Consider the following 11,921-nt stretch of genomic DNA (forward strand, 5'->3'; position numbering starts at 1 on the left):
TCCGCCCTCAAAACGGAGGTAACCAGGACATGAGTCTGAAGGTCGAGCAATTCATGTGCCGAAGCGACAATTTCGGCGTCATCCTGCACGACACCGAAAGCGGTGAGACGGCCATCGTTGACGCACCCGAGGAAAACGCCATCCGAGCGGTTCTCGAACGCACAGGATGGTCGCCGACCCTTCTCCTCGTCACTCACCATCATCCCGACCATGTGGCCGCCAATCTGGCGCTGAAGGAACGTTATGGGCTGACGATCGTCGGTCCACGCGCGGAGGCGGCCAAGATACCGGGGCTGGACCGCAGCGTTTCCGAAGGTGACACGATCGAATTCGCCGGGCGCACCGTCGAGGTCATCGAAACGCCGGGCCACACTTCAGGTCACGTCAGCTATCACATCCCCCAGGAAAAGCTGGCCTTTGCGGGCGATACGCTCTTCGCGCTGGGCTGCGGGCGTCTCTTCGAGGAGGGGCCGGCAGTGATGCTCCGCTCCATGAAGAAGCTGGCTGCCCTGCCGCCCGAGACAGTGGTCTATTGCGGGCACGAATACACGCTTTCCAATGCCCGTTTCGCGGTGACAGTGGAACCGGACAATGAAGAGCTGAAGGCGCGGGCCGGCCGTATCGAAGCCATACGCGAGGAGGGGAAGGCCACGCTCCCCACGACGATCGCCGATGAACTGGCCACCAACCCGTTCCTGCGCTGGAATGCGGCAGGCGTGCGCGCCACCCTCGGCATGCAGGATGCCTCCGAAGAAGAGGTCTTCGCCGAGATCCGCCGCCGCAAGGATAATTTCTGAGATATGGGCATGGCGTTGACAGCCGACGAGATCATCAGGGAACTGAACCTGCAGCCGCACCCGGAAGGCGGCTGGTTCGTCGAGACGTATCGCGACAACCGCGGCGGAGAACGCGGGCATTCCACCGCGATCTATTTCCTCCTCAAGGCTGGCGAAAGCTCGCACTGGCACCGGGTGATGGATGCAGCGGAGGTATGGCACCACTATGCCGGCGCGCCGCTGGAACTCGGGATGTGGTCGGGCGAGGGCGAGGTGACCTGGCAGAGCCTGGGCAGCGATCTCGCCGCGGGCGAGCGGCCGCAGGCGGTCGTGCCGGCCGGCTGGTGGCAGGCGGCGGTCACGACCGGCGAGTGGACGCTGGTCGGCTGCACGGTGGCGCCGGGCTTCGACTTTTCGGCCTTCGAACTGGCCGAGCCGGGATGGGAGCCCCCGGTCTGAAGCCCGTCAGAGCACGAAGCCGAGGACGATCGCCATCTGGCCAAGATAATAGAGCACCCACACAGCCGGCCCGGCGATCAATTGCGGCAGCGATCCCTTATCCAGAAGGTAGCGCTCGGCAGCGAGAATCGCGTCCGAGACGAAGAAGAGCGCCGCCCCGGCGACCACCATTGACAGCGGCAGGGTCGCCGCGGCCGTCAGCATCGCGAATATTGCGACCGCATAGGTGGCGACGGGCAGGCGCAATTCCTCGCCGATCACCGGCAGGAGCCGCATGGCGAGCGCCCCTGTGGCAACCAGTGCCGCCAGAACGAGAAGCGCGCGCCAGGGTTCGGCCAGCAATGTGCCCAGTCCGGTTCCAAGTCCCGCAGCCACCGCCAGGAAAAGCGTGATGTAGACGACGTGGCCGAGAAGAAAGGCCACGAGCCCCCCCAGGAAGAAATGTTCTCCCTCCTGGGCCAGCAAAGCATCGCCTACAGCGCACAGCAGCAGCGCGGCGACGAGCAGTGCCGGACCGCCGGTGATCAGCGCCAGGAGCGCGAGCAACGCGGTTGAGCCCGCCTTCAGCAGCGTCCGGCGCCAGACGGGTTCGGTGCCGCGCAGCACCAGATAGAGGCAGGCCGCGCCGACCGAAATGATCAGCGTCCCGTTAGCAAGTGAATCGATGCCTCCGGGGAACGGCATCATGGCCTAGAGCCCGGCCCTGAACTTCGCTGCGACGGCGTCGCCCATCTGCGAGGTGCCGACCTCCGTCATGCCTGCCGACATGATGTCGCGGGTCCGAAGCCCGTCATCGAGTACGGCCGAGATCGCAGCTTCCAGGCGGTCAGCGGCATCGACCATGTTGAAGGAATAGCGCAGGCACATGGCGAAGGAGGCGATCATGGCGATCGGATTGGCGATCCCCTGGCCGGCGATGTCGGGTGCCGAACCATGCACCGGCTCGTAGAGCGCCTTGCGGGCGCCGCTCCTGGCATCCGGTGCGCCGAGCGAGGCGGAGGGAAGCATGCCGAGCGAGCCCGTCAGCATGGCCGCGACATCCGACAGCATGTCGCCGAACAGATTGTCGGTGACGATGACGTCGAACTGCTTGGGCCACCGCACCAGCTGCATGCCGCCCGCATCGGCCAGCATGTGGGAGAGCTCGACGTCGGAATATTTGGCCTTGTGGGTGGCGGTCACCACCTCGTTCCAGAGCACGCCCGACTTCATGACGTTGCGCTTTTCCATCGAGCAGACCTTGTTGCCGCGCGTGCGCGCCAGTTCGAAGGCCACGCCCGCGATGCGCTCGATCTCGAACGTGTCATAGACCTGCGTGTCGATCGCCCGCTTCTGGCCGTTGCCCAGGTCGGTGATGGTCTTCGGCTCGCCGAAATAGACGCCGCCGGTCAGTTCGCGCACGATGAGGATGTCGAGGCCCTCGACCACTTCCTTTTTCAGGGAGGAGGATTCGGCCAGGGCCGGGTAGCAGATTGCGGGGCGCAGGTTGGCGAAAAGCTGCATGTCCTTGCGCAGGCGCAACAGGCCGGCCTCGGGGCGCACCTCATAGGGTACCGCATCCCATTTCGGTCCGCCGACGGCGCCGAAAAGGGTCGCGTCCGCAGCCATCGCCTTTTCCATGTCGGTGTCGGAGATCGACTGGCCATGCGAGTCATAGGCTGACCCGCCCACGAGGCCTTCCTCGGTCTCGAAGCCAGCCGCCATCTCGGCGTTCATCAGCTCGATGAGCTTCTTCACCTCGGCCATGGCTTCCGGCCCGATGCCGTCACCGGGAAGAAGAAGCAATTTGCGCGATGCCATCTTTGTCGCCCTCTCCGAATGCAGAATTTGGGCCTTGCTAGCCGCGAAGCGCGGCGGGCGCAAGCGTCGACCCTTCATCGCCTCCAAGGCGAGGCCTGGCGCAGCGCTCGGGTGCTGCAGGTGACCGCCGTCAGCCTGCCAGCGCTTCCGTCTCGCGGCGCAGTTTCATGACTTGCCCGTCGAGCGATTGCTCGACGTGATGCTGCGTCACCACCTCGCCCGCCTCGACCGGGTGAATCACCTTGAGACCATGCGCCAGACCGATCGGCAGGGCCTGCTTCTCCAGTGAAATCCTGGCTGGCAGGAGCTTGCCCCACACGGTATAGCCGCCCTCGCCGTCGAGCACGTCGCCCGGCACAAGGTCGCGCTTGGCGACGGCCACCGCGTCGCCGCGGAAGACGCGGCTCTGGCCGGTCGGCTCGCCGCGCAGGGCGGCGGACAGCACCGAGATGCCGAGTTCCAGCCCGATCAGGTGAAACGGCTTGTACATCGAAGCATAGCGCCCGGTGGAATCGACCGGCAGGCCGTATTGGCGGAAGCAGGCCGCGGCATAGTCGTTCGGCGCCTCCAGCACGACGTAAACCCCCCAGCGCAGGTCACGGAAGACCGGTCGCCCATCGCGTTCCAGCGACGACACCACCTCCACCATGGCGGCCCCCTCCATGATGCCGCCGATCTCGCGCGGGCGAAGCACATGGGCAAGGTCGTCCACGCCGCAGGGCGGGAAGGCGAGGCCGTCCGCCGGCACGTCGAGGTCGCACGCATTGGCAATCGCGGCCATTTCGATGGCCGATTTCGTGCCGTCGAGGAAGGAATTGAACATCTGCGGATTCATACCGGCGGCATGAGCGGCTTCCGGCGACAGGCCGTAGTGGCTCCAGACGTTGTCCGGCGCAACCTGATGGTAGCTGGGCAGGTATTTCGTTCCCTTGCCCGCGGCTTGGACGCGAAAGCCGGTCGCGCGTGCCCAGTCGACCATTTCGGCAACGAGCGCGGGCTGATCGCCATAGGCCATGGAATAGACCACGCCCGCCGCGCGCGCGCGTTGCGCCAGAGCCGGACCCGCCAGCACGTCGGCTTCCACATTGACCATGACCACATGCTTGCCATGTTCGATCGCGGCCATTGCGTGGGCAATGCCGGCGGCGGGAGAGCCGGTCGAGTCGATGACGACATCGACATCATCGGCGGCGGCGAGATGGCGGCCGTCCTCGACGAATCTCGTTGCCGCTATCCTGTCTTCCTCCCAGCCGACAGCCCGGCAGGCGGCTTGCGCGCGCGTCGGCGAGAGGTCGGCGATGGTGCTCACCTCCAGACCTGGCGTCGAGGGCACCTGCGACAGGAACATCGAGCCGAACTTGCCGGCGCCGATCAACCCGGCACGCACGGGCTTTCCCTCGGCGGCGCGGGCCTTCAGCATGGAATGAAGATTCATCTAATCCTCCCCGGTTCAGATGTACCCATTGGAGGCGAAGAGGAGACCGCGCGCAATGGGCGCGGTTATTGCGCCCGGTCGCGCCGCAGCGCCGTGACCTCGATCTCGACCTTCATCTCCGGCCTGTTGAGCCCGCACACGGTCATCGTGGCGGCGGGCCGAATTTCACCGAACACCTCTCCGAGCACGGGAAAGACAAGATCGACATAGGCGGCATCGGTGACGTGGTATCGCGCGCGCACCACGTCGGCCATCTCGAAACCGGCCTCGCGGAGGGCTGCATCGATGGTGGCGAGACAGTTGCGCGTCTGATCCTCGATGCTCTCCGGCATCTCCATGGTCGCATAGTCGTAGCCGGTCGTGCCGGAGACGAAGCACCACTCGCCCTGGACGACGGCGCGGCTGTATCCGGCCTGCTTTTCGAAAGGCGATCCGGTCGAGATGAGGCGGCGATTCAAGGCAAGCTCCAGGAAAGACGCGCCACGCTATCTGCTCCGTGCCGCCACACGAATGGGCCAGTTGCGGCCTAGTGTTCGATCACGATGCGCTTGAGAATGCGCCGGACCATGGGGCCGATGAACAGAATCGCGGGGAAGGCCACGGCCCAGGACGACATCCAGGCAACAAACCAGAGGCCGATAAAGCCCGGCGTGCTGATGCCGACCGCAAGAAGCGTCGAGATCCCGGCCACGACAAAGGTCATGAAGCATGTGAGCAGGAAGCCGAAAGCCGCCTGCTCAAAACGTTTGGGGACAAAGGGACGCATCGCGACCTCAGGCCCAGGGGCGGGTTTCGGCGTAACTCTTCTCGAATCCGTCGATGGAGGGGCCCTTTTCAAGAGTCAGCGCGATGTCGTCGAGACCGTTGAGCATGCAGTGACGCTTGAAATCATCAAGGTCGAATTGAACGACGCCGCCATCGGGGCCCCGAATCTCCTTGGCCTCGAGATCAACGGTCAGCGTCGCATTTGCGCCGCGCTCCGCATCGTCCATCAGCTTGTCGAGGTCTTCCTCGGTCACGACGATGGGCAGAATGCCGTTCTTGAAGCAGTTGTTGTAGAAAATGTCGGCGAACGAGGTGGAGATCACGCAGCGGATCCCGAAATCCATCAGAGCCCAGGGCGCGTGCTCGCGGCTTGAGCCGCAGCCGAAATTGTCGCCCGCTACCAGGATCTTGGCGTTGCGGTAGGCCGGCTGGTTGAGCACGAAATCCGGATTCTCCGTCCCGTCCTCATTGTAGCGCATCTCGGCGAAGAGCCCGGTGCCCAGGCCCGTACGCTTGATCGTCTTCAGATAGTCCTTGGGGATGATCATGTCGGTATCGACATTGACGATCGGCATGGGAGCGGCGACGCCGGTGAGGGTGGTGAATTTTTCCATGATCTTTGCCCGCTGGATTGTCTGTCTGACCGCTGAAGGCTTTATACGAAGGAGCGCGGGATTCAAAGTGGGTGGTGCCCATCCTTTGCGGCCAGCTGGAAGTGCGCACGGAACCGGAAGGACAGCGGTCCGTTGATCCCCATGGCAAAAGACGGACAGCTAAAGAGCTTCGACGCCCCGGTGGAACTGCAGTTCGGCGGAGAGAAGGTCGCGATTGCTTCGGTGGAAGAGGCGGTCGAGCGGCTGGCCCATGTCGACTGGCCGGGTGAGCGCGGCCCGCGCCACCGCGATGCCTACGAGACCTGCCTCAAGGCGCTGGACGGTCATCGCACCGCAGCCAATGCACGCGCCGAGTTGATCGAGGCCGCTCGCGAGGCCGGTATTCTGGCGGAGGACTGACTCCATCTGGAAAAAGGGCGACCCGAAAGCCGCCCTTTACCTTCAATCTTGGCCGGTCGGCCCATTCACGCGCGCCGTATCGCCATGACGCCGGTCTCGGTGCCGGTAAGGCGGCGCGAGCGGCCGTCGGCGCCCACCACCATCTCGATGCGCCGGCGCGGCGAGGAAAACAGCGTGGATGTCACCACGTCCACGGGCGGATCGAATGCCACCGTGATGCGCCACAGATCCGGCTTGATGGTCTCCGAAAGTGCATGAACACGGCCTTGGACCGGATTGCCGTTGAATGTGCCAACGACCGGTTCACCGACCGCAAAGGGTGCTGGACCGCGCTTGCCCGCAGGCGCCTGTGTCGTTGCGACAAGCGTGTTCCAGTCGCGCGCCCCGTTCTGGCGGGCCACGAGTTCGAGCGCACGGGAATGGCTGACGTCAACCCCCTCGGCGGCCAGCGCGTCGCGCAGCCGTTTGGCATGTGTCTTGTAGTCGGATGAAACCGCAATGGTCATCGTCTCGCTCCTGATTTACGCGAAGAGACTGATAGAACGGGCGCCCGCATTGCCGTTTCGGCCCTCGCATTCAGGGGGAAACGAGAAATCCGGGAAGCTTCACCAAGGCTCAGTGCCCGCGAGCGGCCGGCGCTTCCCATGCCGAAGCGATCAGATAGGTGCTTGCTGCCAGAATATCAACGGGCCCGCCCCAGCAGGTCACGATCACGGCTTTAGATCACGTTCAGCTCGCGAAAGGGCTTGTTCAGCGCGATCCGTTCATAGCCGAATGGCGAACAATCGACGGTTCGGTAGCTGCCATGGACGATCAGTTCGCCGAGCGCCTTGCCGACGGCCGGTGCCTGCTGCAGGCCGTGGCCTGAAAAGCCGTTGGCAAAGAGGAAGTTGCCCATTTCCGGATGCGGACCGATCACCGCGTTCTGGTCGAGCGTGTTGTAATCGTAGTGGCCGGCCCAGGCGGAGGTCTGTTTAAGCGCCTCGAAGGATGGAACGCGCGTGGCGAGAACCGGCCAGATGATATCCTCGAAAAGGTGCCAGTCCGGCGCAAAATCCGTCGGATCGGCGGGGCCGTCTGTCTCGTGGGGTTCGGCACCGCCGGTGATGTAGGTTCTCCCCTCCGGGCGCACATAAATGCCGCTCGGATCGACCAGCAGCGGCATGTCCTCGAAATGATCCCTGGCCTCGAACACGAAGACCGAGCGCTTCCGGGGCTCCACCGGCAGGCTCAGCCCTGCCATCGCGGCGACCTTCCCGGCATTGGGACCTGCTGCGTTGACGATGGTGCCGGCCGCGATGGCGCTGCCGGAGGCCAGTTGCACGCTCTCGGCCCGGCTGCCTTGCCGCGCGATGCCCGTTACCTCATCGTGTACGAAGTGAATGTCCCGTTGCCGCAGTCCCTTGCGAATGAGCCCAAGCAGCGCATGGGCATCGAACCAGCCCTCACCCGAACGCCCCAGCGCCCCTCCGGCGATGCCTTCCGGCGACAGCCAGGAGAATCTCTGCGCCAGAGTGTCGGCATCCTCGATGACCACATCCGCGCCTTCGGCCCGCTGAATTGCGTTATTGGCCTGGAGGACCGGCAAGCCTTCGTCGCTGGCCAGGATCAGATAGCCCTTTTCGTTGAAGGCGATGTCGGCATCCTGGCCGAAGCGCTCCTTGAGTTCGCGGAAGAAGCCAAGGGTGAAGCGCGACAGCCGGATGTTCTCGGGGATGGAGAACTGCTGGCGGATCGAGGCGCAGGAAAGGGTGGTCGCAGCATGCGCAAAGGCGGGATCCCGCTCGATGAGCGCGATGGAGCCCGAAAACCCCTCTTCGCGCAGAAACCAGGCCAGGGAGGCGCCCATGATGGCGCCGCCGATGATGACGATGTCGGCTTTGTGCATAGAAGGCTCCGTGATGCGGGCGGACACAACCAGCTTCATCTTGGCTTGGCAAGACAGGGTATGGCTTGCGCGGCCTTCAAGGCTCGGCCAAGAAGGCGAAATGAAGACGAACCGACCCCGCCGCGCCGTGCTCTATGTTCCCGCCAGCAACGAGAAGGCGCTCGCCAAGGCCGCAACGCTTGCCTGCGATGCGGTGATCATCGACCTGGAGGATGCCGTCGCGCCCGGCGCGAAGCAGGAAGCGCGCGAGCGCATGCGCGCCTTCATGTCGGAAGTCGACCGTTCGGGCCGCGAATGGATCGTTCGCATCAACCAGCTCTCTGGCGAATGGGGCACCGAGGATTTCCTGGCCGCGCGCGGCGCGATGCCCGATGCGATCCTGCTGCCCAAGGTCGAAGGCCCGGTCGACATTCTGATGGCCGAGGAGGCCCTGGAGCAGACCGACGCGCCGGAGAAGCTTGCGCTGTGGGCGATGGTAGAAACGCCCCGCGGCATGATTGAGCTGCCAGCGCTCGCAGCCGGTGCGCGCCGTCCGTTTTCGCGGCTCGGCTGTCTGGTTGCCGGAACCAATGACTTGGTGAAAGAAACGGGGCTGAAGCCTGGGCCAGGGCGCGCCAATCTGATGCCGTGGCTTCTGCAGATGGTGCTGGCGGCGAGGGCGGGCGGTCTCGACGTGCTCGACGGGGTGTCGAACGATTTTCGCGATCTCGACGCCTTTGCCACCGAATGCCGTCAGGGGGCGGAACTGGGCTTCGACGGCAAGACGCTGATCCACCCGGCGCAGATCGAGGTCGCGCTTGCCGCCTTCTCGCCATCGGTCGAGGAAATCGCCGAGGCGACGCGCATCGTCGCGGCATTCGGCCTGGCGGAAAACGCCGGCAAGGGCGTCATCTCGCTCGACGGACGGATGGTGGAAAGGCTGCATCTCGAGCAGGCAGATAAGTTGCTGGCCAAAGCCGACCACAACCCGGATTGAACGGTTTCCGGTCAGCCTTGGTCTTGTTTCATCCCGAGCCGCGCGCGCAGTGCTTCATACTGCGCGTTCGACGTGCCGGCCATGATCTCGTCGCGCGTGGCGGGCAGGTCTTGATAGTCAGGTGGGCCAGAGAACTGCGACGCGGTGAAGTCGAGCCGCCGACCCTCAATGCGGTTGTAGAAGTGAAATCCCTGGAGTGTGGTGGTCTTCAACAATTCTCCGCCCAAGAGATCGTGAACCACCAGGGCGGTCGGGTTGCATTGGCCGCGGGCTGGGATGTCTGCACGCCACAGGCTCGAACTCTCCAGGCTCCATGCGTCCATCAGGCGAGATTGGAGATCGGCGATGTGATCAACCATCGCGCCGCCTCACTCCGCCCCGGCCTCGATGCGCTCCATGTCGTCGTCGGAGAGCCCGAAATGATGGCCTATCTCGTGGATCAGCACATGGGCGACGATGTCGCCCAGCGTCTCCTCGTTCTCGGCCCAATAGTCGAGAATGGCGCGACGATAGAGGGTGACGCGGTTCGGTCCTTCGCCGGTCTGGGGGTTCCAGCGCTCGGCGATGCCACGGCCCTCGAAAAGGCCCAGGAGGTCGAAGGGCGTTTCCAGCGCCAGATCATCCATGATCTCGTCGGTCGGGAATTCCGCCACCTGAATGACGATCTCGCCAGTCAGCTTGCGGAATTCCTCCGGCAGATGAGCGTAGATTTCCAACGCCAGAAGTTCGAATTCCGACAGCGATGGCGAGAGCTGGTCGTGCCAGGCTCTGGTCTGGTAGATGCGGGCCATTCTGTATCCTTTGGACCGCGATATAGAGCTTTTCAAGGGGGCTTACGAGCCCCTGGGCGAAGGCTTCAGCGTGCGGCTTCCTGATCGTCGAGGTCACGCGCTTCGGACGGCAGCATGATTGGAATGCCGTCGCGAACCGGGTAGGCGAGTTTGGCCAGCCGCGAGACGAGTTCCGCCTTGTCGCGGTCGTAGCGCAGGGGCCCCTTGGTCAGCGGACAGGCGAGCAGTTCCAGCATGCGTATGTCGATGTCGCCGCCATTGGTGTGTCTGGCCATACCGTCCTCCTCGCTTGCCGGCCTATTGCAGGCTCGTGCCCTCGTCATCATGCTCGCGTGCCAGGGAAATCTCCGTAATGGCGATCAGCGTCTCGGCTCGGGTTTTGAGGTCCGGGGCTTCGAGCAACGCCTGCTTTTCGGCCGCGCCGTAGGGCGCCATCATGGACAAGGCGTTGACGAGAGTCGCATTCTCGGCCCGGCTGACGCTTTCCCAGTCGGCATCCAGATCGTTAGCCTTCAGATAGGTACGGAAAGTCTTGAGAAGGGCCGGACGGTCAACTTCCTCTGCTCCCGCAGCCTCGTCGAGATCAGCGGCGAAAGGCCGGATGCGGCACTGGCGATAGCCGCTGCGCCCCGCGATTTCCTCGTCGATGCGAAATCGGCAGACGCCCTGCAGGACAACCAGATAGCGCCCATCGCCCGTCTCCGTGAAGGAGGTCAGCCGGCCGAGACAGCCGACGGCGCATAATTCGGGCTCCCCATCCTCGCGCTTGGCCCCGTCGAGCCTCGGCTGCACCATGCCGATCAGCCGCTTGCCGTTAAAGGCATCGTCCGTCATCGAGAGATAGCGCGGCTCGAAAATGTTGAGCGGCATCCGCCCGCCCGGCAACAGCAGAGCGCCGGTCAGGGGGAAGATCGGCGCGGTCTCGGGCAGGTCGGAGACCTTCCGATAGGAAACGTTGCCCGCCTGTACCATTTTCTGACTGCTCCATCGACCCGATCAACGCCAGAATCTGGCGCACGGAACGCGAAACTCAATAGGCAGGCGCGGCTTGTCTCACGAGAACAGAAGCGAGGACAGCCTTCTCCGGGCCGCCAGGGTGGCCTCATCGGTCGGTCCCCAGGCCTCGAAGAACTGCAGAAGCTGGGCGCGCGCGCCATCGTCCTTCCATTCCCGGTCCGTCTTCACGATCGCGAGAAGGTTGTCGGCGGCGGCTTCGCGCTCGCCGCGGGCATTCTGGATCATGGCGAGATCGAAGCGAGCCTGGTGGTCTTTCGGATCGGCGTCGAGACGGCGTTGCAATTCCGCGGGATCGCCCAACGCGGCAACCTGTTCGGCGAGCGCCATCTTGGCCTCCACCGCCACGACGGCGGGGTTGGTCCTGCCTTCTTCCGGCACGCGCCCGAGCACCTCGCGGGCCTGGTCGGCCTGCCCGGCCTCGAAGAGGATGTCGGCCAGCCCTCCCAGGGCCGGGGCATTCCTGGCGTCCTGCTGCACGATGGCGGCGTATATCTGGGCCGCCTGTTGCGGGTCGCCCGCCTCGCGCGCCTGGGCGGCCATCTCCAGCGCGGCCTCGATCTGCGCTTCGCGGTCGTCGCTGGTCAGCTTTTCGATGAATTCGTTGATCTTCGATTCCGGCTGCGCGCCCATGAAGCCATCGACCGGCTTGCCGTCCACGAAGGCGATCACGGCGGGAATGGACTGGATGCCCAACTGACCGGGGATCGTCGGATGGTCGTCGATGTTCATCTTAACCAGCTTGACCTTGCCGCCGGCCGCGCGGACCGCGCCCTCGATAATGGGGGTGAGCTGCTTGCACGGACCGCACCATGGTGCCCAGAAGTCGACCAACACCGGCTGTTTCCGCGATTCCTGGATGACGTCAGTCGGGAATCCCGCCGTGCTGGTGTCCTTGATGAGGTCCGCGCTCTCGCCGGCCGGTTGGTCGGGGGAACCGAAATTGACCGCCTGCGCGTATCCTCCGCCTGCGCCGCCGAAGGGGTTCTGGATGTCACTCATCG

The 11,921-nt window shown here is 64.4% G+C and carries 17 protein-coding genes; 4 read left to right on the forward strand and 13 right to left on the reverse strand.

Features of this window, described 5'->3' with window-relative positions; translation table 11 throughout:
* The first annotated feature begins 29 nt into the window (after nt 1-29).
* Nucleotides 30-797, forward strand: a complete 768-nt coding sequence (gene gloB, locus GRZ55_RS02275) for a hydroxyacylglutathione hydrolase (protein ID WP_169285252.1) — start codon at nt 30-32, stop codon at nt 795-797.
* A gap of 9 nt (nt 798-806) precedes the next feature.
* Nucleotides 807-1,235: a cupin domain-containing protein gene (locus GRZ55_RS02280; RefSeq protein WP_210257180.1), complete on the forward strand. Its 429-nt coding sequence runs from the start codon at nt 807-809 to the stop codon at nt 1,233-1,235.
* Nucleotides 1,236-1,241: 6 nt separating this feature from the next.
* Here the strand turns inward: GRZ55_RS02280 and GRZ55_RS02285 are convergent, their stop codons facing one another.
* The 6 genes from GRZ55_RS02285 to leuD all read right to left on the reverse strand — a co-directional run bounded on the left by GRZ55_RS02285 (nt 1,242) and on the right by leuD (nt 5,849).
* Nucleotides 1,242-1,922: a lysoplasmalogenase gene (locus tag GRZ55_RS02285; protein WP_169285253.1), complete on the reverse strand. Its 681-nt coding sequence runs from the start codon at nt 1,920-1,922 to the stop codon at nt 1,242-1,244.
* A gap of 3 nt (nt 1,923-1,925) precedes the next feature.
* Nucleotides 1,926-3,035: a 3-isopropylmalate dehydrogenase gene (gene leuB / locus GRZ55_RS02290; protein ID WP_169285254.1), complete on the reverse strand. Its 1,110-nt coding sequence runs from the start codon at nt 3,033-3,035 to the stop codon at nt 1,926-1,928.
* A gap of 130 nt (nt 3,036-3,165) precedes the next feature.
* Nucleotides 3,166-4,470, reverse strand: coding sequence for an NAD(P)H-dependent oxidoreductase (locus GRZ55_RS02295; RefSeq protein WP_169285255.1), 1,305 nt, complete (start codon nt 4,468-4,470; stop codon nt 3,166-3,168).
* A 65-nt stretch (nt 4,471-4,535) separates the two neighbouring features.
* Nucleotides 4,536-4,928, reverse strand: a complete 393-nt coding sequence (locus tag GRZ55_RS02300) for a RidA family protein (RefSeq protein ID WP_169285256.1) — start codon at nt 4,926-4,928, stop codon at nt 4,536-4,538.
* A gap of 68 nt (nt 4,929-4,996) precedes the next feature.
* A complete protein-coding gene (locus tag GRZ55_RS02305) occupies nt 4,997-5,236 on the reverse strand; it encodes a DUF2798 domain-containing protein (RefSeq protein ID WP_169285257.1) in 240 nt (79 codons plus the stop codon).
* A gap of 7 nt (nt 5,237-5,243) precedes the next feature.
* A complete protein-coding gene (gene leuD, locus GRZ55_RS02310) occupies nt 5,244-5,849 on the reverse strand; it encodes a 3-isopropylmalate dehydratase small subunit (protein WP_169285258.1) in 606 nt (201 codons plus the stop codon).
* A gap of 141 nt (nt 5,850-5,990) precedes the next feature.
* Between leuD and GRZ55_RS02315 the strand changes: the two genes are divergently transcribed.
* Nucleotides 5,991-6,248, forward strand: coding sequence for a DUF982 domain-containing protein (locus GRZ55_RS02315; RefSeq protein WP_169285565.1), 258 nt, complete (start codon nt 5,991-5,993; stop codon nt 6,246-6,248).
* Between the two features lie 65 nt (nt 6,249-6,313).
* Here GRZ55_RS02315 and GRZ55_RS02320 read toward each other — a convergent pair whose 3' ends face one another.
* Together GRZ55_RS02320 and GRZ55_RS02325 are read right to left on the reverse strand one after the other, a co-directional pair.
* Nucleotides 6,314-6,754, reverse strand: a complete 441-nt coding sequence (locus GRZ55_RS02320; protein ID WP_169285259.1) for a glyoxalase superfamily protein — start codon at nt 6,752-6,754, stop codon at nt 6,314-6,316.
* A 212-nt stretch (nt 6,755-6,966) separates the two neighbouring features.
* On the reverse strand, nt 6,967-8,136 hold the full coding sequence (locus GRZ55_RS02325) for an FAD-binding oxidoreductase (protein ID WP_169285260.1): 1,170 nt from the start codon (nt 8,134-8,136) through the stop codon (nt 6,967-6,969).
* Nucleotides 8,137-8,236: 100 nt separating this feature from the next.
* Here GRZ55_RS02325 and GRZ55_RS02330 point away from each other — a divergent pair, with 100 nt between their 5' ends.
* Complete coding sequence (locus tag GRZ55_RS02330) at nt 8,237-9,112, forward strand: CoA ester lyase (protein ID WP_169285261.1); 876 nt, start codon at nt 8,237-8,239, stop codon at nt 9,110-9,112.
* Between the two features lie 11 nt (nt 9,113-9,123).
* On the opposite strand, the gene GRZ55_RS02335 is transcribed toward GRZ55_RS02330, so the two are convergent.
* The 5 genes from GRZ55_RS02335 to trxA form a co-directional block, all read right to left on the reverse strand.
* Nucleotides 9,124-9,471 (reverse strand): hypothetical protein, encoded by a 348-nt coding sequence (locus GRZ55_RS02335; RefSeq protein ID WP_169285262.1) that lies wholly within the window; start codon nt 9,469-9,471, stop codon nt 9,124-9,126.
* Between the two features lie 9 nt (nt 9,472-9,480).
* Nucleotides 9,481-9,903 (reverse strand): metallopeptidase family protein, encoded by a 423-nt coding sequence (locus tag GRZ55_RS02340; RefSeq protein WP_169285263.1) that lies wholly within the window; start codon nt 9,901-9,903, stop codon nt 9,481-9,483.
* A gap of 65 nt (nt 9,904-9,968) precedes the next feature.
* The gene (locus tag GRZ55_RS02345) at nt 9,969-10,178 is read right to left on the reverse strand and encodes a Trm112 family protein (RefSeq protein ID WP_169285264.1); all 210 of its coding nucleotides are present in this window, start codon (nt 10,176-10,178) and stop codon (nt 9,969-9,971) included.
* 22 nt (nt 10,179-10,200) lie between these two features.
* On the reverse strand, nt 10,201-10,875 hold the full coding sequence (locus tag GRZ55_RS02350) for an LON peptidase substrate-binding domain-containing protein (RefSeq protein WP_169285265.1): 675 nt from the start codon (nt 10,873-10,875) through the stop codon (nt 10,201-10,203).
* 81 nt (nt 10,876-10,956) lie between these two features.
* A complete protein-coding gene (gene trxA, locus GRZ55_RS02355; RefSeq protein WP_169285266.1) occupies nt 10,957-11,919 on the reverse strand; it encodes a thioredoxin in 963 nt (320 codons plus the stop codon).
* Between the last annotated feature and the right edge of the window lie 2 nt (nt 11,920-11,921).

The sequence above is a fragment of the Chelativorans sp. ZYF759 genome, assembly GCF_012911015.1.
Lineage (GTDB): Bacteria > Pseudomonadota > Alphaproteobacteria > Rhizobiales > Rhizobiaceae > ZYF759.